Annotated in this window: 24 protein-coding genes; 9 read left to right on the forward strand and 15 right to left on the reverse strand. The window is 56.0% G+C overall.

Annotated features, from left to right (window positions below):
- Positions 1–63: 63 nt before the first annotated feature.
- On the reverse strand, positions 64–1137 hold the full coding sequence (locus AFK24_RS21205) for a histidine kinase (protein ID WP_065835095.1): 1074 nt from the start codon (positions 1135–1137) through the stop codon (positions 64–66).
- Positions 1137–3329: a sensor histidine kinase gene (locus AFK24_RS21210; protein WP_065835096.1), complete on the reverse strand. Its 2193-nt coding sequence runs from the start codon at positions 3327–3329 to the stop codon at positions 1137–1139. The genes AFK24_RS21205 and AFK24_RS21210 overlap by 1 nt, the downstream gene beginning before the upstream one ends.
- Before the next feature lie 523 nt (positions 3330–3852).
- Between AFK24_RS21210 and AFK24_RS21215 the strand changes: the two genes are divergently transcribed.
- The 4 genes from AFK24_RS21215 (at position 3853) to AFK24_RS21230 (ending at position 7641) form a co-directional block, all read left to right on the forward strand.
- Entirely contained in the window at positions 3853–4422 is a 570-nt protein-coding gene (locus AFK24_RS21215) for a BRO-N domain-containing protein (RefSeq protein ID WP_065835097.1), read from the forward strand.
- Between the two features lie 239 nt (positions 4423–4661).
- Positions 4662–5585: a restriction endonuclease gene (locus AFK24_RS21220; protein ID WP_065835098.1), complete on the forward strand. Its 924-nt coding sequence runs from the start codon at positions 4662–4664 to the stop codon at positions 5583–5585.
- A 323-nt stretch (positions 5586–5908) separates the two neighbouring features.
- Positions 5909–6934 carry a PDDEXK nuclease domain-containing protein gene (locus AFK24_RS21225; RefSeq protein ID WP_065835099.1) on the forward strand — a complete coding sequence of 342 codons (1026 nt, stop codon included), beginning with the start codon at positions 5909–5911 and terminating at the stop codon, positions 6932–6934.
- A gap of 116 nt (positions 6935–7050) precedes the next feature.
- Positions 7051–7641 carry a hypothetical protein gene (locus AFK24_RS21230; protein WP_065835100.1) on the forward strand — a complete coding sequence of 197 codons (591 nt, stop codon included), beginning with the start codon at positions 7051–7053 and terminating at the stop codon, positions 7639–7641.
- A gap of 138 nt (positions 7642–7779) precedes the next feature.
- Here AFK24_RS21230 and AFK24_RS21235 read toward each other — a convergent pair whose 3' ends face one another.
- On the reverse strand, positions 7780–8418 hold the full coding sequence (locus AFK24_RS21235; RefSeq protein ID WP_065835125.1) for a LysE family translocator: 639 nt from the start codon (positions 8416–8418) through the stop codon (positions 7780–7782).
- 118 nt (positions 8419–8536) lie between these two features.
- Positions 8537–9445, reverse strand: coding sequence for a LysR family transcriptional regulator (locus tag AFK24_RS21240; RefSeq protein WP_065835101.1), 909 nt, complete (start codon positions 9443–9445; stop codon positions 8537–8539).
- A gap of 110 nt (positions 9446–9555) precedes the next feature.
- Here AFK24_RS21240 and AFK24_RS21245 point away from each other — a divergent pair, with 110 nt between their 5' ends.
- Positions 9556–10752, forward strand: a complete 1197-nt coding sequence (locus AFK24_RS21245) for an MFS transporter (protein WP_065835102.1) — start codon at positions 9556–9558, stop codon at positions 10750–10752.
- A 163-nt stretch (positions 10753–10915) separates the two neighbouring features.
- Positions 10916–12007, forward strand: coding sequence for a diguanylate cyclase (locus AFK24_RS21250; RefSeq protein ID WP_065835103.1), 1092 nt, complete (start codon positions 10916–10918; stop codon positions 12005–12007).
- 174 nt (positions 12008–12181) lie between these two features.
- On the opposite strand, the gene AFK24_RS21255 is transcribed toward AFK24_RS21250, so the two are convergent.
- The 9 genes from AFK24_RS21255 to AFK24_RS21290 all read right to left on the reverse strand — a co-directional run bounded on the left by AFK24_RS21255 (position 12182) and on the right by AFK24_RS21290 (position 19911).
- Positions 12182–12898 (reverse strand): hypothetical protein, encoded by a 717-nt coding sequence (locus tag AFK24_RS21255; protein ID WP_065835104.1) that lies wholly within the window; start codon positions 12896–12898, stop codon positions 12182–12184.
- A gap of 131 nt (positions 12899–13029) precedes the next feature.
- The gene (locus AFK24_RS30115; protein WP_080482234.1) at positions 13030–13206 is read right to left on the reverse strand and encodes a LuxR C-terminal-related transcriptional regulator; all 177 of its coding nucleotides are present in this window, start codon (positions 13204–13206) and stop codon (positions 13030–13032) included.
- A gap of 305 nt (positions 13207–13511) precedes the next feature.
- Positions 13512–13976, reverse strand: a complete 465-nt coding sequence (locus AFK24_RS21260) for a VOC family protein (protein WP_065835105.1) — start codon at positions 13974–13976, stop codon at positions 13512–13514.
- A 33-nt stretch (positions 13977–14009) separates the two neighbouring features.
- Positions 14010–14462 carry a YybH family protein gene (locus tag AFK24_RS21265; protein WP_065835106.1) on the reverse strand — a complete coding sequence of 151 codons (453 nt, stop codon included), beginning with the start codon at positions 14460–14462 and terminating at the stop codon, positions 14010–14012.
- 24 nt (positions 14463–14486) lie between these two features.
- Positions 14487–14858 carry a YciI family protein gene (locus AFK24_RS21270; protein ID WP_065835107.1) on the reverse strand — a complete coding sequence of 124 codons (372 nt, stop codon included), beginning with the start codon at positions 14856–14858 and terminating at the stop codon, positions 14487–14489.
- Between the two features lie 115 nt (positions 14859–14973).
- Complete coding sequence (locus tag AFK24_RS21275; protein WP_065835108.1) at positions 14974–16242, reverse strand: RNA polymerase sigma factor; 1269 nt, start codon at positions 16240–16242, stop codon at positions 14974–14976.
- An 86-nt stretch (positions 16243–16328) separates the two neighbouring features.
- Positions 16329–17639, reverse strand: a complete 1311-nt coding sequence (locus AFK24_RS21280; protein ID WP_065835109.1) for an MFS transporter — start codon at positions 17637–17639, stop codon at positions 16329–16331.
- 136 nt (positions 17640–17775) lie between these two features.
- Positions 17776–18651, reverse strand: a complete 876-nt coding sequence (locus tag AFK24_RS21285) for an NAD(P)-dependent oxidoreductase (protein WP_065835110.1) — start codon at positions 18649–18651, stop codon at positions 17776–17778.
- A gap of 375 nt (positions 18652–19026) precedes the next feature.
- A complete protein-coding gene (locus AFK24_RS21290; protein WP_065835126.1) occupies positions 19027–19911 on the reverse strand; it encodes a LysR substrate-binding domain-containing protein in 885 nt (294 codons plus the stop codon).
- A 113-nt stretch (positions 19912–20024) separates the two neighbouring features.
- On the opposite strand from AFK24_RS21290, the gene AFK24_RS21295 reads away from it, so the two are divergent.
- Positions 20025–20471 carry a PACE efflux transporter gene (locus tag AFK24_RS21295; protein ID WP_065835127.1) on the forward strand — a complete coding sequence of 149 codons (447 nt, stop codon included), beginning with the start codon at positions 20025–20027 and terminating at the stop codon, positions 20469–20471.
- A 115-nt stretch (positions 20472–20586) separates the two neighbouring features.
- Positions 20587–20892: a PepSY domain-containing protein gene (locus AFK24_RS21300; protein WP_065835111.1), complete on the forward strand. Its 306-nt coding sequence runs from the start codon at positions 20587–20589 to the stop codon at positions 20890–20892.
- 302 nt (positions 20893–21194) lie between these two features.
- Here AFK24_RS21300 and AFK24_RS21305 read toward each other — a convergent pair whose 3' ends face one another.
- Positions 21195–22343, reverse strand: coding sequence for a PQQ-dependent sugar dehydrogenase (locus AFK24_RS21305; RefSeq protein WP_065835112.1), 1149 nt, complete (start codon positions 22341–22343; stop codon positions 21195–21197).
- A gap of 51 nt (positions 22344–22394) precedes the next feature.
- Entirely contained in the window at positions 22395–22721 is a 327-nt protein-coding gene (locus AFK24_RS21310) for a hypothetical protein (protein ID WP_065835113.1), read from the reverse strand.
- Positions 22722–23045: 324 nt separating this feature from the next.
- On the opposite strand from AFK24_RS21310, the gene AFK24_RS21315 reads away from it, so the two are divergent.
- Positions 23046–24149, forward strand: a complete 1104-nt coding sequence (locus tag AFK24_RS21315) for a DNA alkylation repair protein (RefSeq protein WP_065835114.1) — start codon at positions 23046–23048, stop codon at positions 24147–24149.
- Positions 24150–24280 lie beyond the last annotated feature (131 nt).

Here is a 24280-nt window from a genome sequence, read left to right on the forward strand (position 1 = left end):
ATCAGCTTATAATGCCCAAAGAGCGGCCACACGCTAGACCTTGCGCGAACCGCTCTTAGCATTCTATTCCGATGAGAGCCCCGGTGTTCCTATACGGCTGAAGTAACCGCCGAATCTTTCAACTAAGGAGGGCACGAACATTGGCGATAAAGATGCCAACCTATTAGGCAGGAGCTCTTCCAACGCTTCTTTTGCCGTTAACGCGCGAATATCATCGAACTGAACCAACCACGGCCCTCTTTTGTTGGAAGAAAGATCTCGCATAGGTAACAGAAAATGCTGCTTTAAAGATCCGTCGTGTTGAACAAGCTTCTTAAGTTTTTCTTGTGAGCTATTGGAGACAGAAGCGACCAAGGGATCCCATCGACCGGAAATGTCCTCGCATGCAGCAATTAGTATCGTCTTGACCTTCCCCTCATTGGCAAGATCGCATCTTGGGGAAACTACAACCCAGGTGCGCTGCATGTACTCTACTAAGTCACCAGTATCTAACCTAGATTTCATTGGGGGTATAAAGTACGCCTCCTCGGGGTGTGTACTATCGCCACCCGCGATTAAAAGGGCATCGTGCACATGAGCAATCATGTGCCGCGCAACTACTTCAGTAAGATCCCCGCCAGCTGAAGACCAGTTTTGCCACCTTGGCCAAATAGATTTATAGAATATCTTAGCCGTCTCTCGGTTATAGGTAGCTTTGACGCCTCTCAACTTTATAAACACATCAAGATTTGCGTTCAACCACTCAAATATCTGGTCAAACCCATCCCCTTTATCCATGACTTTTACTTGAGGACTGTCATAACTTTCGACTTCAGCATCAGCACTCTGGCCGGTATAAACCGCAACCCCCATGGGCTGGATTTCAATTAGATGGCGGACTATGATATTGCCATCGCTATTATTCCCCGCAACCCCGGCTTCCTTCTGTAAACGGAGATCTACAACTGCCGCATCAAAACGATGCGAGCTCAGAAGTATTTTTGCATTTTTCACTGTTTTTGAACTTACAAACTCAAGCGCATAACCCTGCTTTTCTGCGTCAGCGTTGTGAGACTCAATAGCGTCACTCCATTCATCGAGCTTAGAATCCTCATCTTCGACAACTAAAATCTTCAAGACAGGTAGGTTGTTTGTCATTAAATTGGCGCTCGCTGCATCTCGATTACAAAAGTCGTTTGATCGGCATCAGGATCAAATCCGACGTCTCCCTTACTGGTTCTCATAGCTTCCCTTGCGATTGCCAATCCTATTCCCGACCCTTCTGTCTTCAATGTAAAGCTTGGATTAAACAGCCGCTCATGAAAATTTTCAGGAATTAGCATCCCATTATTGGAAACCGTCACTCTTACATATTTTTTCGATCTGGATATGGCAAACTCTAAAACTTTTTCAGGCTCTGGACTCACACTTAGCCAATGCACGGCATTGTCTATAATATTGATTAGAGCAGCCATCAAATCCGACTCGTACCCCAAGACCAACGCGTCTTCTTCAACATCCGGAATTATCACTTCGACGGATGCTTCTGACAGGTTATCACTGAACAATCCTAAACAGCGACTAACTACCTCAAGAACCTTAAACTGCTTCGGGCGCCCACGTTTTTTGCCCGATATAGGATCCAAAGATTTGAACAACTTACTTAATTGACCTGAGGAATGATTAATTGAATGAGCTTCTTTTCCAAAGATTGATCGAAAATGAGTACCAAAATTCGATTCTTCATGCAGCCTTGGAGCTCCGTCTGAAAGGCGTTTGGACCGGGTAGCTATATCTGACAAAAAACGCCTTCCATCATGGAGGATCTGAGCCACCACTAAACCTAAAGTTGAACGAGATGACAGGGCCTGTTGATATGTTTCAAGTTCTGCGATAGAAGTCTTTAAGGCAAGACTATCAACCTTCATGGCTCGTTCAATTTTGTTTCGATATTGTGCTGGTAAATTTGCAACTGCCCGGGTTGTGGCGCTAAGATTCGCTTTACTTTTTACCGTATCGGTATCTGTTAACGCTTTACGACTAAGTCCAGCTGTTTGACGAAAATCTTGCCTTATGGTTTCAACATGAGTTAAGAGTTCCATCATCTGCCTTTTAAGACGAACAAAAGCTCCATTATGCTCTAGCCCTTCTCGACTGCTGCGCTCAATCAGTCCGGAAAATTTCTCAGACTGAATCTCTACCATTCCCCATACTTGATTCAAACCAAGCTTTTTAGACGGATTTTGTACCCTCAATCGCTCCAACTCAAGCCAATCAGTTTCGGCATCACCATATGGTCGAATTCTAAATCCGCCTCGAAAGATACCTATACCGATATTCTCGTCTAAAACTTTTTTAGCTTGGAGTCTTCCAATGGCTCCTAATCCGAGCTTTTCAAAAAGCTCTATTACCGCACCTCCCTCCCGATCGTAGATATTTAGCCGTAAAGAAACGGGGCCACAGGACTGCTCTTCGGTTGTCAATGCCGTCGAAGAGACGGTTAAGTCTCGACGTTTTCCGTCCCCTCGATAATTTATGAAATGGCCTTTAAACAGGCCATCCTCATCAAAAGCACCTTCAACCATATAGTGAAAAATTTTATTTATTTCGAAAGGTCGGATCTCTGTTGGGTCAAATTTCTCGTCACTATCAACCGCTCCAAACACGCCAGAAACTATGGATTGCCCATCGAAACCATGCACGTCCTTTTGAAAGCCCGACAAGTTGAGAAAAATCTGAAACTCGTCTTCTCTATAATTTATCGGTGAGGTTAAACGTCGAAGCTCTCGAACCAACAACTCGAGCTGGCGCTTCGTCCACTTATCCCGGAGATTGGAGATTTCCAACGTCACGCCACATATATCGCTGGAGGATCCTGGCTGAGTACTAATATCTATATCAACTTCATCTAGATACAACGCCTTCTCGAACAATTCCCAGTCTACAGCGATATGGCTTACTTCCTTGAACCCAGAAGTCTCACTAACTGTACGGAGATTTAGCTGACTCCCCAGCCTTGCTGTAGCAAAGCGACCCACTCCTTTGGCGCCGAGCATTGTTCTTTTATATACGGGACTAGACCTTCGGTTCACTTTATCGCTTGTAGCCGGCTCAAACCATTTCCCCAACAAGTCATCTGAACTCATTCCATGACCACTATCAGCAACTTGAATATTGCCTTCCCCCGAAGCCCAGTTATTGTCACTCGGTGGAATTATCGAAATATGGACAGCGGGCGAATCTGCGTCGAAAGCATTTTTCACCAACTCAATCAGCGCAGCTTCAGGGCCGCTGATTAGCTGATCACCGATTGTTCTAACAATCCGGGCGCGCGGCCTGAGCTTTGGCATTCTATCTCCCTATTGGACAACGTTAATCCTAACAGCACATAAAGTCCGACAAGACACCGAGCCCAGCGCATGAATCACTAATGTACATGAAATGCCATCATCGACAAACCTTAAAGAATCACCGAGTTTTGATCGCGTCCATTTTGCTTGATCACGACGTGGCTCCTTCATCCATGCAACTTTAAGCACCCTCTGAGGGTGTGAGAGATCACTGATGAGTGATCAAGCTATAGACTTTCAGAAACGTCCTACAACCCTGCCCCTTGCCCGCCCCAGCAACGCGCCCTACCCTTGCACCGCGCCTAAGAAACGCCAGTGAAATCCAATGTAGCGGCCTGCCCGCCCCCGATAAAATGCGGCTTTTTTGTACCTGCGGCCTTCGGCTGCGCGTCCTAAAATTTCTACTATGTCGGGAGTGGACCAATACAAGACCCGCAAGGGAAATACGTCCGGCCTTTCTACATTGGGGTTTCTTAACTCCCGACGCCTTAGCTCTAGCAAGCTATTCAATGTAGAGAAAAAAATGAATAACCTCGATTCACCAAGCCCACGAAGGCAACCCACAACCGAAGCCCTCCAACCCACCACCTTCCTGCGCCACAACCGCCAACTACGCACGCTGCTCCTGGAATCCCAGGTCTGGTTCTGTGCTCGGGATTTCAGTCGTTTGATGGGTTGGCCGTTGAATGAGCGCACGACTCGCAAGCTGGATGTCGATCAGCGTCGGGTGATGGTGCTGAGTAATCATTACGGGCCTGAGGAGGAGTTGATGGTGAGTGAGTCGGGGATTTACGAGATGCTGGTGCATCACTGTCATGCAGAGAATCGGCATTTGCGGCGATGGGTTACCAATGAAGTGGTGCCTTGTTTGCGTGACGATCGGGCGCCGGGCAATGACGGTTCGCCGAGTTTGAGTGTGTTGCAGTGGCAGGAGTTGTCGGTGTGTTTGCTGCATTGGCAGAGCGAGCCGTGGATTCGGTTGCGGGATATGCCGAGGATGTTGCCCCATGGGCAGTTGTGCGGGGATTCGGTGCGGGGTAACGGGCGGTTGCCTTGGTGGCGGGCGGTTTGGCGGGGGGTTGGATTTGGTTGAGTCTGTTCGGCGGCGGGGTTGACGTGGAAGTGCCGACCTCTTCGCGAGCAAGCTCGCTCCCACAGATTAGTTGAAGTCCGTTGGAGCGAGCGGGCGCTGCGTTTGCCGTCCGTTACGACCTCTAAGCAGGTTCCTCTAAATCACAGCATGGCTTTAGGCCTTTACTTCAAGCGGGACAATTGCGCACCATTGCCGATTCGCACAGGAAGCTTCTGCTCAGTTCGCTAAAGGCAACGGACATGTCCCGCAAAAATTCGTCGAACCTCCCCGCTCTGCTCTTGGCCGCCAGCAAATTGCCTTGGTGGCTCGGCATCATTCTGGCTGTTGCATCGGGCTTGTATCTGCACTCGGTCGCCATTGAGCCGCTGCCGACTTATGCCGGTACCCGCCAGCTGAGTCCGATGCTGATCAACACAGTCTTTAAAAACATGGCGATGTTTGGCCAGTTTCTGCTGCCGATGATCTTCCTCGGCGGCGCGTTGGTTTCGGTGCTGGGGCGGCGTAAGCGCCGCGAGCTGCTGGATTCCGCCGCCACGCCCGGTGGCAATACGCTGCTGAGCATCAGCTGGCGCGAATTCGAATTATTGGTGGGCGAAGCACTGCGGCGTCAGGGTTTCAGCGTGCAGGAAGCGGGCGGCGCCGGACCGGATGGCGGGATTGATCTGGTGGCGCGCAAGGATGGCGAAAAGTACCTGGTGCAATGCAAGCAGTGGCGTTCGGTGCAGGTCGGCGTACCGGTGGTTCGCGAGCTGTATGGCGCGATGGCGGCTGAAGGTGCTGTAGGCGGTTTCGTGATCAGCAGCGGGCGATTTACCAAAGCGGCCAAGGAATTTGCCTCGGGGCGCAATCTGGAGTTGGTGGATGGCGAGTTATTGAATCGCTGGATTGCCGATGCCAAGCGCGTTGCACCCGCACCGATAACAGAGCCGGTCAACCTTGAGCCTCGGGTCGAACCAGCTGTCGAGCCGGAACTCAAAATCACCACGCCGCTAAGGGAACAACCCGTCGAGCCCGAAGCTCCGGCCTGCCCACATTGCCGCAAAGCGATGGTCATGCGAGTCGCCCGGACCGGGGCGAATGCCGGGGGTAATTTCTGGGGGTGTTCGGCCTATCCGAAGTGTCGGGGGATACGGGCGATATTTGCGCCGATGGTGGTTAAGTAGTCGTAGCAGCGCATTTGCTCCTACGCCAGCTGGCAATGCGGGATGTACATTTCGAGGGATCAAGATTCTTCTCTTGTCGGCTGCGCTCGACGTCCCTGTAGGCATGTTCTTGATAGCGTGTCTGACTCAACACGCGACACTGCTGTGAAGCGCGATCTAAAGCTGTTTGTAGGAAAAATCCCGATCGGAATTACACCGCAACCCTCTTTCTGACAGGCACTTTTGAAGGCCTCGACAGCCTGTATTTCACCGCCTATCTTGCGCCTCTTTTCGACCGGCCTGCGATGCATTCGCTCGCAGTTGCCCAGACGCAGGACATTCAAATGAGCCAGCAACTCTCCGTCGCTAACGAAACACTTGAAAGCGGTTTCGCCGAAGTCGCACTACTGATTAACCACGCTCGCCAAGCTACGCTACAGGCCGTCAACACCCAGCTGATCGAGTTGTATTGGCAAGTGGGTGCTTATATCAGCGAAAAAATCGACAAGGCGGAATGGGGTGAAGGGGTCGTGGCGCAACTGGCCATTTATCTCGCCAGAAGTCAGCCAGGGTTGCGTGGATTTACTCGGCCTAATCTCTTCCGCATGCGGCAGTTTTACGAGGCTTACCGCAATGACGAAATAGTCTCACCACTGGTGAGACAAATACCCTGGACCCATAACCTGATCATCCTCAGCCAGAGCAAGCGTGCTGAAGAGCGTGAGTTTTATCTGCGCATGGCCATCCAGGAAAAGTGGTCAAAGCGGGAGCTGGAGCGGCAGTTCAAAACCGCGCTGTTCGAACGAAGCGTTCTCAGTCCGGCAAAAGTGACACCAGTGGTGTCACAAACTCATCCCGAAGCTCTGAGCATCTTCAAAGATGCCTACATGCTTGAGTTTCTCGGCTTGCCGGGGACGCACGGCGAGGCTGATTTGCATCGTGGTTTGGTGCAACGTCTCAAGGACTTTCTCAGCGAACTGGGCCGGGACTTCTGCTTCGTGGGCTCACAGTATCCGGTGCAAGTTGGCAGTCGTGATTTTGCGCTGGATCTGCTGTTTTTCCACAGGGGCCTGAACTGTCTGGTGGCGTTCGAGCTCAAGGTCGGGCGCTTTGAGCCGGAATATCTCGGCAAATTGGGGTTTTATCTTGAAGCACTTGATCGTGACGAGCGCAAGCAGCATGAAAACCCTGCGATTGGCGTGCTGCTGTGCGCTAGCAAAGAAGATGAAGTGGTCGAGTACGCCCTGAACCGGTCGCTGTCGCCGGCACTGATTGCCGAATATCAGACTCGCTTGCCCGACAAGCAGCTGTTACAGGCCAAGCTTCACGAGTTCTACTTACTGAACACGCATGCGTCTGCGCAAAAGTAACTCCAACGTTCAATCGACGAGCGTTCGACATCCATCCCCCCATTCAGGCAGGATGCCAGCACTTGCTGGCCTGCCATCTGTCACGCCTATTCGAATGCTCTTCATGAGGAAACCCAATGCGGTTTTTCAGCTGTAAAACCGTTCTGTTCGTCGCCGCCATTACCCTCGGTCTGAGCAGCGCCAGCCTGTATGCCGCGACCAAGCATCATGCTGCGCAAAAGCAGCCAACGGGGCAGAAGGTTTCGATGTTGGGCGGCAAGTTTGTGTTTCGGTTGCCCAAGGAATACGTGAAGAGCCCGATGCCGGAGATCGACGCCAAGGCCAAGGCGGCTGGGGTGACGGGTTCGCTGTACATGAACAAGGCCGCCAAACGCGTGGTGATCGTGACCGAAACGCCACTTGAATCAGGCGAGAAGGTGTCGAGCAATGATGGCCCGACGCTGGATGGCGTCATCGCTGCCACCCGTGAGCAACAGAAGGCCAGTTACAAGGACTTCAAAGAACTGGGCGAGAAGAAGATGGTGCGCCGTGGTCTGGGCGTGCGGCAGCTGGATATTGCCGGCAGCGTCGAAGGCGGCAAGGTGTTGAGCACGACCGTGACGGCTGCGTCGGGTAAGCGCATGGCGATGGTCAATGTGATTTCTCTGCAGAAAGACGCCAAGGTTCATGGGGAATTGCTGAAGGCGATTACTGATAACAAGAAGTGAGGTTGCTCAGCGAACACCGGCCCGTTGGAGCGAGGCTTGCCCGCGAAGAACGATTACGCGGTGAATCTGGCCCACCGTGGTGCATGATTCGCGGGCAAGCCTCGCTCCAACGGGGGTTCAATTCGCTCCTGGTATGCGCTAACTCCGCCGCCCTTCCACCAACATCCGCACCGCCAACCCGAACATCACCGTACCCATCAGCCATTTCTGGACCACGGCCCAGGTCGGGCGCTGGGTGAGGAACACGGCGATGGAGCCTGCGCCCATGGCGATCAGGGCGTTGACGCTGAGGCTGACGGCGATCTGGCAGCTGCCGAGGATCAGCGACTGGCTCAGTACGCTGGCACCGTTATCCAGAGTGATGAACTGCGGCAACAGCGAAAGATAGAGCACGGCAACTTTCGGATTCAGCAGGTTGGTCATCAGGCCCATGAGGAACAGTTGTCGATTGCTGTCCTTGGGCAAGTCCTTGACCTGAAAAGGCGAGCGCCCGCCGGGTTTGACCGCTTGCCAGCCCAGGTACAACAAATACATTGCCCCGGCGTAACGCAGGGTGTCGTAGGCATAAGGCACGGCCATGACCAGCCCGGTGATGCCGAACGCCGCGCAGAGCATGTAAAACAGGAAACCCACACCCACTCCACCCAGGGAAATCAGGCCTGCCTTGCGTCCCTGTGAGATCGATCGCGAAATCAGGTAGATCATGTTCGGCCCGGGTGTCAGGACCATGCCCAGGCAAATGAGCGAAAACGCGATGAGGCTTGACAGCTCTGGCATAAAAGGTCCGGGCATGGCGACTTCCTGTTGCCGATAGTTGATGGACGGCGCGGCGTGTAGAACCCGCGAGCAGCATTGCAGCTTAAGGCTGCACGCGGGTCAATGTTCATTTCACGGGTCAGTCCACCCGCAACGACGCCGAAAGCCAGTCAACCAGCTTGTGAACCTTGGGCAGAGACTCGCGATTGCGCGGCCACGCCAGGTGCAGGTCCAGGCCTTCGGTGGCCAGGTGCGGGAGGATTTCCACCAGTTCGCCGCGCTGCAATTGTTCCGTGATCAGCCAGGTCGCCAGCTGTGCAACCCCGCTGCCCGCCACGACGGCTGCGACCTGGGCTTCGGCGTCGCCGACAATGATGCGGCCGTCCATCATGCGCATTTGAATCTGTCCGGCGGCATCGACGATAAGCCACGGGCTGGTGCTGCCATAAGACTTGCCATACAGAATGCACGCGTGATCGGCCAGGTCGTCAACGGTTTGCGGCGCGCCGTGCCGTTGCAGATAACTCGGGGCGGCACAAAAAATCACCCGTTCGGTGCCCAGATAACAATGGCCCAACGTTGAAGGCCAAGCCGACGGGCCGCCGATCCTGACCGCGAGGTCGACGCCCTCCTCCAGCAGATCTACAAAGCGGTCGGTGAAGGACACGTGCGGCCGCAGCTTCGGATGTTGTTCGGCAAATTGCAGAATCAGCGGCAAAACCTGCAGCCGCCCAAAGGATGCGGGCAGATCCACACGCAGATGGCCGGCCGGCTCGGAGCGCTGCGCAGCCAGTGCGGTCTCGGCATCTTCAAGCTCATCAAGGATGCGTCGGCAAACGGCGTAATACGCCGAACCCTCTTCGGTCAGGGAAAGGCTGCGGGTGGTGCGCTCGAACAAACGCATGCCCAAGCGACTCTCCAGACGCGCCACACTTTTGCTGACCGCTGAGTTGGTCAGGTTTAGGCGCTCTGCGGCACTGGTGAAGCTGCCGGCATTGGCCACGGCGACGAAGGTGACGATGCCCTTGAGGCGGTCGGTAGAGATCATGGCTGAGCATCAATTGATGAAATAGATTCCATAGTGCCCGGAAAAACCACCAAAGATAAGAAGTCGTTTCTCTAATAACCTAGCGGCATTCTTAATTTCGGGTCTTGTTTATGCCTTCTTTTGACACCACCGCCACTGGCACAGCCAGCGGCGAGAAATCCACGGGCGCTGGATTGTCCATTGCCATCCTGGCCTTGGCCGGTTTTGTGATCGTAACGACGGAGTTCCTGATCATCGGTTTGCTGCCATCAATGGCACGGGATCTGGGCATTTCCATCTCCGACGCCGGGCTGCTGGTGACGCTGTTTGCCTTTACGGTGATGCTGTTTGGCCCGCCGCTGACTGCGATGCTCTCGCACCTGGATCGCAAACGTACCTTTGTCATCATTTTGCTGATCTTCGCGGCGGCCAATGCCCTGGCGGCGGTCTCCAGCAATATTTGGGTGCTGGCTTTCGCCCGCTTCATTCCGGCGCTGGCTTTGCCGGTGTTCTGGGGCACCGCCAGTGAGACCGCCAGTTTGCTGGCCGGTCCCGAGCGCGCGGGCAAGGCGGTCGCCCAGGTGTATCTGGGTATTTCCGCTGCCATGCTGTTCGGCATTCCGCTGGGAACGTTGTTCGCCGATGCGGTGGGCTGGCGTGGCGCGTTCTGGGCGCTGACCGTGTTGTCGATGTTGATGGCGTTGCTGTTGTGGATCTCCATGCCGTCGCTGGCACCGACCGCGAAAGTCGGCTTGGCCAAACAAGCGAAAATCCTCAGCGACCCGCGCTTTATCGCCAATCTCGTGCTGTCGATCCTGCTGTTCACGGCGATGTTCGCGGCTTATACCTACCTCGCCGATACTCTGGAGCGCATAGCGCTGGTGCCTTCCGCTCACGTGGGTTGGTGGCTGATGGGCTTTGGTGCGGTCGGCCTGATTGGTAACGGCCTTGGCGGGCGCTACGTTGATCGCAGCCCGCTGGGTTCGACCATCGTTTTCGCCGTGCTGCTGGCTCTGGGCATGACCGCCAGCGTTCCTGCGGCAGGTTCGTTGCCGCTGTTGTGCGCGGTGCTGTTTGTCTGGGGCGTTGCCCACACCGCGCTGTTCCCGATCTGCCAGATTCGCGTCATGAAAGCTGCACCGCAAGCTCAGGCTCTCGCCGGCACGCTTAACGTTTCAGCGGCCAATGCAGGGATTGGTCTGGGTTCGGTCATCGGTGGCGTGACCATCGAACACCTCGGTTTGCATGATGTAGGTTATGTCGCAGCAGCGATTGCCGTTCTCGCAATCATTACGGCCGTGCTGACCATGCGGATGAAATCCAACTAAGCACGTCGACCCCCCCTCTAACCGTCGCAAATCACTATGTTTTGTGACGGTTTATTTAATTATGGCAAAAGGCCCTTCCCATAACCGACGCCGGAGGCTCAAACTCCGGTCTTTCGGTCTTGTTCAAGGTTTCAGGCCGGTCAACATTACACCGGTGAACGTGATGAAGAATTACGAAGGCAAAGGATTGTCATTTGCCGAGCGCATCTATTGGTCACGCAGCGTCGGTGTAAGCATCGGTTGCTTCTGCGTCGCGGCCAATCTTTATCCCTTGCACCCGCCGACTTGGATCTGGGTGTTGATGGCGTGCAACGTTCTGGCCTGGCCCCACATTGCGCTGAGGTTGGCAAAACGCTCCGCGCAGCCGTATTCCGCGGAACACCGCAACATTCTTTGCGACTCTATCGCGGGCGGCTTCTGGGCTGCGGCCATGGGCTTCAGCCCGCTGCCTACCGTCACCGTCCTGGCGATGATGGGGATGCACAACATGGCGGCAGGCGGTCAACGCCTGTTTCTGCTGGGCTGCGTCGCCCAGGCCTTCGGCGCACTGATCGCCACACTGCTGGTTTCAACCTCGTTTGTACCTGAAAGCACCGCCCTGCAAATCTACGCCTGCTTGCCGGTACTGGTGATTTATCCGTTGTTCGTCGGGTATTCCAGCTACCGGCTCGCGGTCAAACTGAGCGAACACAAACATATCCTTGGCAAACTCAGCCGCACCGATAGCCTGACAGGTTTGATCAACCACGGTTCGTGGAAGGATCTGCTGCAGATCGAGTTCGGTAATTGTCAGACGCTGGCACGCCAGACCACCGTCGCGCTGATCGATGTCGACCATTTCAAGTCAATCAACGATACCCACGGCCACATCACTGGCGACGCGGTCCTCAAGCAGATGAGCGCCGCACTGGTCGCCAACCTGCGCGAATGCGACCTGGCGGGCCGCTATGGTGGCGATGAATTCTGCGTGATCCTGCCCAACACCAGCGAAGTCCTGGCTCGGGAAATTCTGGAACGGCTCAATCACGAAGTCTCCAGCTACCGCGACAGCGTACTGCCGGACCTGCACATCAGTCTGAGCATCGGCATTGCGACTTATCAGCCCTACCTGATCGACGCCGCCGCCTGGCTCAACGAAGCCGACAAGGCACTGTACGTTGCCAAAACCACAGGCCGTAATCGAATCTGCGCCGCTGAACCCGCGTTAGCCGCCAATGACGAGCCAGAACTGGATATGGAAGCTTCAGTGTCCTGAGCCCGAAAGGGGCAAAATCTGTTGGAGCGAGGCTTGCCCGCGAATGGGCCGGTACTTCCTATCCATAACTTGTTTGAATCAGAAATTACGCCTTCGCGGGCAAGCCTCGCGCCAACAAGTATCATCGCTTCTTATATATCGCCGGACATCTATAGTTTTTCTACAAGAACTCAATCAGCCAGACCGTTTATTAACTGTAGATATATTCTCCAGCAGCCATTCCGGCGAGTGTTCTTCAAGAAGCTTGCTGACCGGTTTATCCAGTTCGAGCTTACCGTAGAGCGTTTCTTCCCGGTCCAGGTGTTTCTGCTGAACCTGACGATAATCGGGCGGGTAAATGCTCTGCTCGATAGGCAGCAAGTGATCAAAATGTTCAAGCAGCCCCTGGAATACAAAGCGTCGCTCGACGGTATTCACCGTAGTCGCGATGAGTCTGAAAAAGAACTGGGCGTCTTGCTGGCGCAGGGCTTCGGACGCGGCATAACGCTCGGCCAGGGTGTAGGGCGCGCCATCGTCGAAAACCACACAACACAGGAGCTCGCGTGTATTGCCGCTGAACGGGTTGTCGCAGGCGGTGCACCTGTCATGCTGGCCGAGAACGAAACGGACCGATTGTTCGGCCAACTCCATGCTTTCGCGATCCTCCAGTTCCAGTACGTCCTCCAGCAAAGGGGCCTGTCTACCGAGGCGCGCGATTTGTCGGCCGAAGTTCATCAGCAATCCCTGCGGCCCCAGCAGTTGCGCCTGCTGATCGCTCAGTTGGGCATTTGACAGCGCAGCTTGCCTGGCCGCCAGTTTATGGAATGCATGAAGATCTCCCCGGCCTTCATGCAGATAATGCCCGGACAGGCACCGTAACGAACCGTCTTCCTTGATAAACGAAACGCTCATGAATCACTCCCTAATCTAAACAGAACTTTTGTTATTGTGTTGTGCAGCGCTTATCGTCCCTGGACCGGGATCTATGGTGTACTTACACTCTTGTGCTACCCGAAGGTTTAAAACTTGCTGCGTATGGCCTCTTACCTCTGCAAAGCCATGAGTTCGACCCGACTGCGGACATTATTCTTTTTCAATAGCGAAGAAACATGATCCCGCGCGGTATAACCGCTTATCTGTAAGTGGCCGGCAATTTGTTTATTGGTAAGCCCCTGCAATAGCAGATTCAAGACTTCCCTCTCTCTACTCGTCATCTCCATGATGTACCTTTTTGCGATTAACTTATTCCACGACTGAAAGGTAGGATCAATCCGAAAAACAACGACTCACAGCGAATATTCCTACAACCAATGCAGAAAATTTAAACTCACGACTTACACCTTGAAGAACAAATTGGCTATCAGGCGTATAGACGGCGAGATTAAACGCGCGAAATAATAATTACAATCATCTGCAACAAATAAATTCAGCAATGAAATTTCTTACACGTCACACTACTAACTACATGTAAGAAACAGGAAGCAGCCCGCATCATGAATAGAAACGGGCTGACAGATATTAAATCTTAACTTTGCTTGAACATCTCTTCGGCGCGCTTGCGAATCTCATCAGGGCTTAGATCCTGCTTGTGAGTCGCAATGAACCAGCAGTGCCCGTAGGGATCTTTCAGGGTGCCGGTTCGGTCGCCGTAAAACATGTCGGCCACTGGCGTCAGTGATTCTGCACCCGCATCGACGGCGCGCTGGTACACGGCATCGGCGTCGTCGACATACAGATGCAGCCCGAACGGCGGTTTAGCGGTTTTATCCGGGCTGCCCAGCGCGCCCTGTTCGCAGGGCTCGGACAGCATCAACATGGAACTGCCGATGCGCAGGGCGGCATGACCGACGCGGCCGTCGGGGGTGTCGAGGCGAAAGTCCTCGGTAGCGCCGAACGCTTTTTTATAAAACTCGATGGCCTGCGCGGCTTCCTTGACGCCCAGATAAACCGTCAGGCTGTGGTAGCCCTCGGGGATGGCTTGAACACTCATTTTTGTTCTCCTCTGTGTTTGGCAAGGCGTCCATCAAGGCTTCAGATCGAACAGTGCCTTGCCGCTTTCCATATCAAACGGCGCTGAAAAATGCTCGTGTACCGCTTTCCATTCACCGTTGATGCGGCGATAACCCGCGCTCGCGCGCATCCAGGATGATTTCAGTTCTCCCTTGTCATCGGTTCCGCCGCAACTGCACAACCAGTGGGCGAAAGCGAGATCGTCATCCGCGTAAATCAGCAGATCCCGCGGTTCGAAGAGCATTGCCCCTTCGCACATGCCCAGACAGAACTCCCAATGTTTGCGGTAGGCCTCGGCGCCTTTGAACTGCAACTGAATGATGGCGTCATACGCGACGATGTCAGGCGCGTAATAGGCCATGATTCCATCCAGATTCTTGTCCCGCACCGCCGCGGTCCATTGTTTGATGAGCGCACCGATTGCTTCGGTGGCGCTCGGGGTATCCAGGTTGGTAGCAGCTTTCATGACGTTCTCCTGTGGTCGTTGCGCTCAGCGGCTTGCCGCCTGAGCAGACTGCTGCACATTCAGGGTTCGAACCGGGCGCACTTCGACGCTGCCCACACGTGCGGCAGGAATATGCGCCGCGATGTGTAGGGCGTCGTTGAGGTCCTTGGCATCGATCAGGTAAAAACCGGCCAACTGTTCCTTGGTCTCGGCAAATGGCCCATCGGTAATCCTCACTTTGCCGTTACGCATGCGCACGGTGGTTGCGGTCTGCACCGATTCCAACGGCTCGCCAGCCAGCATGTGGCCGCTGGCGTGGACGGCTTCGGCATAGGCGAAACACTCGTCATCACGAGGACTGTCCGGATGCGTATGCAGGATCTGTTCGTTGCTGTAGATCAGGCAAAGGTATTTCATGGCGTCCTCCGTTACGGGCTTTGTGCCCTATGCACAGGATTAGTCGTACAACGCCAGCGGAAATCGACAGGATCAGCAGCTGATTTTTCGGCGCCGATAAACGGTTACCGGCGACTCAGGCCTGGGACTCAAGTTCGTGCAGACGCCCTTCGAGAAACTGCCGGTCGACGCTTTGCCGGGATTTTTCGATGGCCATGCGATACGCCGTGCGCGCTTCATCGAGGTGACCTGCACGCCGACACAAGTCAGCCTTCGCCGACCAGGCCAAGTGGTAGTCGCGTAACTCGTCCCTGGTCAGCAGCGCATTGATCAGCGCCAGCCCGGCCTGCGGGCCGCGCAGCATGGCAATCGCAACCGCTCGATTAAGCTCCACCACCACCGAGTCGGTGAGGCGCAGCAATACATCATAAAGTCCGACGATTTGCGCCCAGTCAGTGAGGTCGGCACTGGTGGCCTCCGCATGCACTGCGGCGATTGCCGCCTGCACGCTGTAGACGCCGTGCCGCCCGGAACGCAGGGCTTGCTCGACCAGCGCTTCGCCCTCTTCAATCATTGCCCGATCCCACAGGCTGCGATCCTGCTGCTCCAACATCACCGGTTCGCCGCTGGCCGTCGTTCGTGCAGGGCGCCGGGATTCGTTGAGCAGCATCAACGCCAGTAACCCGGCGACTTCCGGCTCCGGCAGCAGATCCAGCAACAGCCGGCCCAGGCGAATCGCTTCGCTGGACAGGTCATTGCGGGTCAATTGATCGCCGGACGAGGCGAAATACCCTTCGTTGAACACCAGATAGACCACGCGCAGCACAGCGTCCAGGCGTTCGGGCAGCTCGGCGAAAGAAGGCACTTCATAGGGAATGTGGGCGTCAAGAATCTTGTTTTTGGCTCGCACAATGCGTTGCGCGACAGTGGACGGCTTGGTCAGGAAAGCCCGGGCGATTTCTTCAGTGGTCAGGTCGCAGACTTCACGCAAGGTCAGCGCGACTTGGGCGTCGTCGGTCAAGGCTGGATGGCAACAGATAAAGATCAAGCGCAGCCGGTCGTCTTCGACGCTGTCCAGATCGGGTGTCTGCACTTGATCTTCCAGCTCCCGGGCCATCTGGATCAAGGAGGCATTGAAACGCGAGCGACGGCGCAGGCTGTCGATGGCCTTGAAGCGCCCCGCCGATATCAGCCAGGCCCGGGGACTTTGTGGCACGCCGGTTTGTGGCCACTGTTCGACCGCCGCGATGAATGCGTCCTGCAAAGCTTCCTCGGCCAGTTCGAAACTGCCCAGCAGGCGAATCAGCGTGGCCAGAACCCGACGTGACTCCTGGCGGTAGAGACTCTCGACTTCGGCGCTGATGGTTCGCGTGTTTTTATTATTGTGCTCACGATGCTGCTTCATGCCTGACTCTCGCTTGGCGTACGAGAGAGCGTAGCCTGCGCGGCATCAGCGTGACTGCCGCTCCAGACCAAATGCACAAACCAGGCTTAACGCCCCGCCAGCACCGCGTCGACCTGCACGCCTCGGCGCAGGCCGTACACGGCTGCGGTCAACACGCCTACCGTGCCCATCACCGCGCAGTAGACGACACACACCCATGGGCTCCACGGCATCAGCGCGATCAGCATCAAAGGCGTGGTGCTGGCCCAAAGCGCATAGGCAATGTTGTAGGTAAACGAGATACCGGAGACGCGAATTTTCACCGGGAACAGCCCGACCATGACCGAAGGCACCACACCGACGATGCCGCAGGCCAGACCGGCGATGGCATAGGCTATGCCCGGCGTAAGCCACTCACCGATCAGGCTGGCGTACAACGAACCGATGCCCAGCGGCAGCAACAGGCTGTAAAGCATCACGCCGCGCCAGGCGCCAATTCGGTCCACCAGCAGCCCCGCCAGCACGCAACCGATATTGAGAAACACGATGCCTAGGCTGCTCAGCGCGAAGGTGTGGCTGGCGCTCATGCCAAACCGCTGCTGCATGACCGTGGGCGTGATGACCACCAGCACGACTACGGCGGAGGTCAGCACGCAGGTCAGCAAGACCGCCGGAAGCAGAGACTGGCGATGCTCGCGCAATACCGCCTTGAGCGGGAATTCCGCCATTTCGCTCCGCTGCGCGTGCAGGGCCATGAATACTGGCGTTTCACTCAACCAGCGACGCAACCACACGCCAAAGATGCCGAACACGCCGCCCAGCAGGAACGGGATCCGCCAGGCGTAATCGAGGATTTCCGCAGGTGTGAACACTTTCGCCAGCCAGGTGGCGACCAGTGCCCCCAACAGATAACCAAAGGTCAGCCCCGCTTGCAGCACGCCGAGGGCATAACCGCGATGACCCGGCGGCGCATGTTCGGCAACAAATACCCAGGCGCTGGGCACTTCGCCGCCCACTGCCGCGCCTTGCAGGATGCGAAAACCGAGCAGAATCAAGGGCGCCCAATAGCCGATGTGCGCGTAGGTAGGCATCATGCCGATCAACAGGCACGGCAGCGCCATCATCAGAATGCTCAGGCTGAACACTCGTTTGCGTCCGAGCTTGTCCGCAAAGTGGGCCATCAGAATGCCACCCAACGGCCGGGCCAGATATCCGGTCACGAAAATGCCGAAGCTTTGCAGCAGACGCAGCCATTCGGGCATTTCCGGCGGGAAAAACAGTTGGCTGAGGGTCAGCGCGAAGAACACGAAGATAATGAAGTCATAAATTTCCAGCGCCCCGCCCAAAGCCGCAAGGCCCAGGGTTTTGTAGTCAGCGCGCGACAGCGGCTGGGGACGTGATCGGACAATGGCCGTCATAAAGAACCCGAAACGGTGGAAGACAAGGGGGCGACATCAGGTCGCAGGGCGCGAAGAATAGCAAACTCGAGCGCGATGAGTTTGTCACTGCACCGCGCTTGAGCTCAGTGGCCGCGATGACCGCCCTGAGCCTGACTCAATTGCGTCCGGCGCGGCGTTCGGCCACCTGACCCAGGACGGCCAGATCCATGTGACCTTCATCATTGGCCTGAGCATCGAGCAGGCTGCCGTACACCACGTTGGCCACGGGCAACGGCACCGCCACGTGCTCGGCGGCCGCCAGTGCCAGGCCGATGTCCTTGAGCCCCAATGAAGCCTTGAACAAGGCCGGTTCGTAACGACGCTCGGCGATCATGCCGCCATAGCCTTGATAGACCGGACCGGGGAAGATGCTGCCGGAAATCAGCTCGATCAACGTACCGGGTTCGATCCCGTAAGCATCCACCAGAACCGCCGCTTCACCCATGGTTTCGATGGCGGACGCGAGCATGAAATTGACCGCCAGTTTCAGCACGTTGGCCCGCGATGCCTGTTCGCCGAGGGGCCAGGTTTTCTTGCCGATCAGGTTGAACAGCGGTTGCACGGTCTTGATTGCCGCGCCGGGGCCAGCAGCCAGGATGTTCAGCGCGCCAGCGGCAGCGACGTCCGGACGGCCCATTACCGGCGCCGCGATATAAGCAACGCCACGTTCAGCATGCAGGGCCGCCAGTTCCTCGGCGAAGGCGACGGCAATAGTCGCCATGTTGATGTGAATCAGCGGCGCCTTGAGCGTGTCGAGCAGGCCGGATTCGAGCAACACATCACGCAGCGCGCGATCATCGGCGAGCATGCTGAATACCACGTCATTGCCAAAGGCCTGGGCCGGATCGGCGGCGGCCTTGGCACCCAGCGCAACCATCGCCTGTACCGGCTCTGGCGAGCGATTCCAGACCCAGACTTCATGGCCGCCTTTCAATAGATTGGTCGCCATGGCCTGCCCCATGTTGCCGAGTCCTACGAAACCGATTTTCATGAATGTGCTCTCTCCAGGTCAAAGCAAGTGCCCTAGAGTGCGCTTTTGCCGGCCTGAAAAAAATAGTTGTTGGTCTGGCGGGTAGTGAACGCAACAAACAGAGGAGCCGTTGGAGCGAGGCTTGCCCGCGATTGTTTTTCCGGCGAAGAATGCGTTGACTGACCCGACGCCTTCGCGGGCAAGCCTCGCTCCAACGATGCAATTAAACTCAGGACCGGCCGGACTGAAAAAAATAGTTGTTGGTCTGGCGGGTAGTAAACGTAACAAACAGCGGAGCCGTTGGAGCGAGGCTTGCCCGCGATTGTTTTTCCGGCGAAGAATGCGTTGACTGACCCGACGCCTTCGCGGGCAAGCCTCCAACGGATGCCTTTTGAATCAGATGGTGATTTGCAACTTGAGCCACCCCAGAAACTCGCGGACCGGCGACTGCCGCTCGCGACCGGGAGCGCAAACAGCCACGTAGCTTGGGCCCGGCAAGCTGATGTCGGGCCGATAAGGCACGAGCAGGCCTTTGGCCAGACTGTCCGCCACCAGCACATTGCTGGCCAGCACCAGGCCATGACCGGCGATGGCGGCATTCAGAGCGAAATGCTCGTCGTCATACTCACGCAACACGGCTTGAGTCAGCCAATCGGTATGACCAGAGGCCGCGCACCAGGTAGGCCAATCCACCCTGAAACCGCCGGGTATCTGCCAGCGCAGGTTGATCAGCTCAACCCGCGTCTGCTGCGTTGGGTCGGTGTAGCCAGGTGCAACGTAAGCGCCGAAACGCTCATCCATCAAGGGCTGGCTGATCAACCCCGGATCATCGCGTGATGAAGTACGAATCGCCAGGTCGATACTCGAATCACGCAGCAGATCCACCAGCTCGTTACTGGTTTCAACCCGCACATTGATGTGCGGCCAGGCGCGATAGAAATCGCCCAGTCTGGGGATCAGCCATGCCGATGCCAATGCGGGTGTGGTCGAGAGCACCAGCGTGTGCAAGTCCGGTTGCGGACGAAACCCTGCCAGGCTATTGCGGATGTCCAGCAGCGCACGATGGGCGTCGCGATAGAGGCGTTCGCCTTCCGGTGTCAGTTGCACGCCTTTGCCGGTCCGCTCGAACAGCAAAGCGCCCACCCAGGCTTCCAGCGCCTTGACCTGATAGGAAACCGCCGCCGGCGTGACGAAAAGCTCGTCGGCCGCCGCCTTGAAACTTCCTGATCGCGCAGCAGCCTCAAACGTGCGAAACGCGGTAAGCGGTATTTTCGAAAACAAGGGCGGCCCCGTCGTGAACGTCAATTGAATTGATCGGACCTTAATTTATCTCATTTTCCCCGGCTTCGGCCCGACGTCAGGATTGACCTATCGCTATGAACCTGGAGACCACCATGCAAGGCCCGACACGCAAGATTGTGCAGGCAACGCTTTACGAACTGATCGCCATTGGCGTGCTATCCCCGGCATTGTCATGGCTGTACGACGAGAGCCTGGCCTATTCCGGCGCGTTATCGGTAATGCTTTCGGCCTCGGCTCTGCTGTGGAACATGCTCTTCAACTATTGCTTTGAATACTGGGAAGCGCGGCAGGCCCAGCGCAGCAGAACCTGGCAACGGCGCTTGCTGCATTCCCTGGGATTCGAAGGCGGCCTGACGTTGCTCCTGTTGCCGCTGATTGCCTGGTGGCTGGCGATTTCCTGGTGGCAGGCGCTGGCGACCAATCTGGCGTTGTTTGTATTCTTCTTCTTTTACGCACTGATTTTTCAGTGGGCGTTTGATCGGGTGTTCGATGTTCCAGAGTCGGCTAAACAACCGCTGCCAACTGAATGTTCGGTGTGAACGCAGAATTAAGGGTGAATTAAGTCTGGTTGATTAATCTGGCTTCAACCAGACAGCTGAACGTTCCAGCTGCTGATGAATCTACTCCATCAGATAAAACCAGAAGGAAGACCCGATGAAAACTTTACCTGCCCTGTTCGCCGCCCTTGCCCTCACCGCCGCTGCGGGTGTTGCCCAAGCCGATATCGGCCCTGATGAAGTGGTACGCCTGCATAAAGCCGGTACCGTCATGGACTTCGAAAAGCTGAACAAACTGGCGCTGGACAAGCACCCTGGCTTCACAGTGCATGACACCGAGCTGGAAAACCAGGCCGGACGGTATGTTTACCAGGTTGAACTGCGCGATGCCAAAAATGTGGAATGGGATGTAGACCTGGACGCCAAGACCGGTGAAGTATTGAAAGACAAGCAAGATAAGTAATGCAGGAATGCATTACGTAGGACTGGCTTTAGCCAGGAGGAGGCCAGTGCATACGCAGAAGATGCGTTGTCAGAACTCTGGCCCTCCCGGCTGAAGCCGGTCCGATCCTGCAATTGACGTTACTTCAGCCCAACCTTCAATAACTGCCCGTTATCATCATTGAAAGACGAGCAAGATAAGTAATGCAGGAATGCATTACGTAGGACTGGCTTTAGCCAGGAGGAGGCCAGTGCATACGCAGAAGATGCGTTGTTAGAACTCTGGTCCTCCCGGCTGAAGCCGGTCCGATCCTGCAATTGACGTTACTTCAGCCCAATCTTCAATAACTGCCCGTTATCATCATCGGTCAGTACATAAAGATAACCGTCCGGCCCTTGGCGGACGTCGCGAATTCGCTGTTTCAGATCGCCCAGCAGTCGTTCTTCATGAACGATCTTGTCGCCGTCGAATTGCAACCGAATCAACTCTTCCGACGCCAGTGCGCCAATGAACAGGTTGTGGTCCCAGGCCTTGAAGCGTGACGCGTCGTAAAAGGTCATGCCGCTGATGGCCGGGGATTTTTCCCAGACATGGAATGGCCGGATCGTACCTTCGACCACTTTGCCTTTCGCTTCAGGGATAGGCTCGCCGGAGTAATTGATCCCGTCAGTCGCCAGCGGCCAGCCATAATTGCCGCCGCGTTCGACAATGTTCACCTCATCCCCGCCGCGTGGCCCGTGTTCGTTGGTCCACAGTGTGCCGGTCCATGGGTTGAGCGTTGCGCCCTGTTGGTTGCGATGCCCATAGGACCAGATCTCGGGACGCACATTTTTCTGGCCGACAAAGGGATTGTCTGGCGGCACTTTGCCGTCCGGGAACAGGCGCACGACTTTGCCTTGCAACTTGTCGAGATCCTGCGAGGTCGGGCGATTATTGTTTTCGCCCAGCGCGATGAACAGGTACCCGTCACGATCAAACACCATTCTTGAACCGAAATGATTACCCACGGACAACTTCGGTTGCTGGCGGAAGATCACCGTAAAATTTTCCAGTTTGCTCATGTCAGCGGACAGACGACCGCGTCCGGCGGCAGTGCCTGCTTTACCGTCCTTGCCCACTTCGGAGTACGTCAGGTAAACCAGACGGTCATTGGCGAAGTCCGGGGACAGCACCACGTCGAGAAGCCCGCCCTGGCCGCTGGCCCACACCTGTGGCACGCCGGAAATGGGTTGCGACAGCTTGCCATCCGCCGCCACTACCCGCAGATTGCCGGGACGCTCGGTCACCAGCATGCCTTGTTTATCCGGCAGAAACGCCAGCGCCCATGGGTGCGCCAGGCCTTTGGTCACTTGCTCGACAGTGATGCTGCCCTGCTCGCTTTTGAATTCCTGGACATCCGCAGCGTAGGTCGTCAGCGGTAGACTCAGGAAAGCCGTGGCACACAGCGTTGCAATCAAGGTTTTGCGGAACATGAACAATTCCTTATGCAGAGGGATAAGCCCCGTTTGCGGGGTGGCAAGGGATCAGTCGGTGGTCTTGCGGTCGCGATTGGTGTCGTTGGTCGAAGGTCGGGCAGGCTGTTGCCGGGTCGGATAGCCGTTGCCGATGCCGCCATTTTCCAGGGTGGGTGGACGAGGATTGGGCACGGTGTTCGGCCCCCGCAGCGGTGGAATACTCGATTCGGTGCCCTGGCGGCTGTTCGGATTCGCCCGATGGATGGGGCTGTTGTGGGGATTGCTGTTGTTCAGGGTGCTGTTGGGCAAGGTTTGCGCGTGGGAAACACTGACAAGGCCGGCCATCACCAGACCGCCGAGCAAAGGAATTGCAACGCTACGCAAGAAAATGTTCATCGGTTACCTTCTGTTCAGAAACGGTAAGGCCTCAGGCCTTTGATGGCGGTTGCCGACCTAGGTTCGGCGCTAGGCCATTGATGAGCAACGATTGCGGCATCAGGTTTGTAACAAGGATGGTCAGGATGGATAAACGGGCTGGGGTTTTCACCAAATCTCATTGTAGGAGGGGACTTGTCCCCGAAGGCGGCAGTCGATCCGGCACGGCGATGAAGTTATATCCGGCAGATCAAGGTCGGCTGGGCGGGCCTCTTCGGGGACAAGTCCCCTCCTACCGATTGCTTTACGAATCCCATTCATACTTACGCCAGAGACCCACACGACATGACCGAAGTTACCCAGGCCGCACCGGCCTTGAAGGAAATCTTCAACCGGGCACGCCTCCAGCACATCGCCGAACAGACCGCTGCGGTCTACCCCGCATTCGACGTCCCGGCGTTTCTGACCCATGTCAGCGAGGATCTGGACAATCTGTCGCTGATGCAGCGCCTGAACCGCGTCAGCCGTGGCCTGCATGCGTGTTTGCCAGACGATTACGTCGCGACGCTGGACATCCTTTACAAGCTTGCGCCACGCCTGAACAGTGGTTTTGTCACCCTTGTTCTGCCTGAATACGTGGCGCTGTATGGTCAGCATGATTTCGAACGATCCATGCAGGCGTTGAAATACTTCACGCCTTTCGGCTCGTCGGAATTTGCCGTGCGACACTTTCTGCGTCTGGACTTCGGGCGGGCGCTGCAACTGATGCAGGAGTGGGCGCAGGACGATAACGAGCATGTTCGGCGTCTGGCCAGCGAAGGCAGTCGGCCGCGGCTGCCCTGGTCGTTTCGCATCGAAACGCTGATGCGCGATCCGTCGCCGGTATTGCCGATTCTTGATGCGCTCAAGGCTGACAGCAGCCTGTACGTGCGCAAATCGGTGGCCAATCACTTCAATGACATCACCAAGGACAACCCTGACTGGGTGCTGGATCAGATTGAAAGCTGGTCGCTGGACAACCCTCATACGGCGTGGATTGCCCGGCATGCCCTGCGTTCGCTGATCAAGAAAGGCGACCGCCGCGCCCTGACCATCATGGGTGCCGGCCATGCAGCCCAGGTGCGCATCGAACAGCTGAGCGTCAGCCCCGAGCAGGTGCGCCTGGGTGATCGGATCAACCTGTCATTCCGCCTGACTTCCATCGCCGGACACAGCCAGCGCCTGATCATCGATTACGCCCTGCATTACGTGAAAAAAGCCGGCGGCACTTCGGCCAAGGTGTTCAAACTCAAGACCTTGAACCTGGCACCCGGCGAGTCCGTGATGATCAGCCGCGAGCAGCAGATCCGCAATTTCACGACCCGGGCGCATTATGCGGGCAAGCATGAGCTGGATATCCTGATCAACGGCGAGCGCCTGGCCCGAACCTTTTTCGATCTCACGGACTGAAGTACCTTGGAGCGCTGCACAAATCTTCCAGACTTTTCTCCCGGACCGGCTGAAACTGTTACATCGTTAAAATACAAACTGCATCCATACGAATGCACAAACGACGTTTTGCATGCCTTTTTTGGAGTGAA

Source organism: Pseudomonas syringae, assembly GCF_001698815.1.
In the GTDB taxonomy this organism is placed as follows: Bacteria; Pseudomonadota; Gammaproteobacteria; order Pseudomonadales; family Pseudomonadaceae; genus Aquipseudomonas; species Aquipseudomonas syringae_A.

Excerpts from the sequence above, each read along its gene's own strand:
- AFK24_RS21305 (WP_065835112.1), bottom strand. The coding sequence starts at position 22,343 with ATGTTCCGCAAAACCTTGATTGCAACGCTGTGTGCCACGGCTTTCCTG.
- AFK24_RS21310 (WP_065835113.1), bottom strand. The coding sequence starts at position 22,721 with ATGAACATTTTCTTGCGTAGCGTTGCAATTCCTTTGCTCGGCGGTCTG.
- AFK24_RS21280 (WP_065835109.1), bottom strand. The coding sequence starts at position 17,639 with ATGACGGCCATTGTCCGATCACGTCCCCAGCCGCTGTCGCGCGCTGAC.
- AFK24_RS21225 (WP_065835099.1), top strand. The coding sequence starts at position 5,909 with ATGAGCCAGCAACTCTCCGTCGCTAACGAAACACTTGAAAGCGGTTTC.
- AFK24_RS21265 (WP_065835106.1), bottom strand. The coding sequence starts at position 14,462 with ATGAAAGCTGCTACCAACCTGGATACCCCGAGCGCCACCGAAGCAATC.
- AFK24_RS21295 (WP_065835127.1), top strand. The coding sequence starts at position 20,025 with ATGCAAGGCCCGACACGCAAGATTGTGCAGGCAACGCTTTACGAACTG.
- AFK24_RS21235 (WP_065835125.1), bottom strand. The coding sequence starts at position 8,418 with ATGCCAGAGCTGTCAAGCCTCATCGCGTTTTCGCTCATTTGCCTGGGC.
- AFK24_RS21255 (WP_065835104.1), bottom strand. The coding sequence starts at position 12,898 with ATGAGCGTTTCGTTTATCAAGGAAGACGGTTCGTTACGGTGCCTGTCC.
- AFK24_RS21210 (WP_065835096.1), bottom strand. The coding sequence starts at position 3,329 with ATGCCAAAGCTCAGGCCGCGCGCCCGGATTGTTAGAACAATCGGTGAT.
- AFK24_RS21245 (WP_065835102.1), top strand. The coding sequence starts at position 9,556 with ATGCCTTCTTTTGACACCACCGCCACTGGCACAGCCAGCGGCGAGAAA.
- AFK24_RS21270 (WP_065835107.1), bottom strand. The coding sequence starts at position 14,858 with ATGAAATACCTTTGCCTGATCTACAGCAACGAACAGATCCTGCATACG.
- AFK24_RS21205 (WP_065835095.1), bottom strand. The coding sequence starts at position 1,137 with ATGACAAACAACCTACCTGTCTTGAAGATTTTAGTTGTCGAAGATGAG.
- AFK24_RS21215 (WP_065835097.1), top strand. The coding sequence starts at position 3,853 with ATGAATAACCTCGATTCACCAAGCCCACGAAGGCAACCCACAACCGAA.
- AFK24_RS21300 (WP_065835111.1), top strand. The coding sequence starts at position 20,587 with ATGAAAACTTTACCTGCCCTGTTCGCCGCCCTTGCCCTCACCGCCGCT.
- AFK24_RS21315 (WP_065835114.1), top strand. The coding sequence starts at position 23,046 with ATGACCGAAGTTACCCAGGCCGCACCGGCCTTGAAGGAAATCTTCAAC.
- AFK24_RS21240 (WP_065835101.1), bottom strand. The coding sequence starts at position 9,445 with ATGATCTCTACCGACCGCCTCAAGGGCATCGTCACCTTCGTCGCCGTG.
- AFK24_RS21260 (WP_065835105.1), bottom strand. The coding sequence starts at position 13,976 with ATGAGTGTTCAAGCCATCCCCGAGGGCTACCACAGCCTGACGGTTTAT.
- AFK24_RS30115 (WP_080482234.1), bottom strand. The coding sequence starts at position 13,206 with ATGGAGATGACGAGTAGAGAGAGGGAAGTCTTGAATCTGCTATTGCAG.
- AFK24_RS21275 (WP_065835108.1), bottom strand. The coding sequence starts at position 16,242 with ATGAAGCAGCATCGTGAGCACAATAATAAAAACACGCGAACCATCAGC.
- AFK24_RS21220 (WP_065835098.1), top strand. The coding sequence starts at position 4,662 with ATGTCCCGCAAAAATTCGTCGAACCTCCCCGCTCTGCTCTTGGCCGCC.
- AFK24_RS21285 (WP_065835110.1), bottom strand. The coding sequence starts at position 18,651 with ATGAAAATCGGTTTCGTAGGACTCGGCAACATGGGGCAGGCCATGGCG.
- AFK24_RS21230 (WP_065835100.1), top strand. The coding sequence starts at position 7,051 with ATGCGGTTTTTCAGCTGTAAAACCGTTCTGTTCGTCGCCGCCATTACC.
- AFK24_RS21250 (WP_065835103.1), top strand. The coding sequence starts at position 10,916 with ATGAAGAATTACGAAGGCAAAGGATTGTCATTTGCCGAGCGCATCTAT.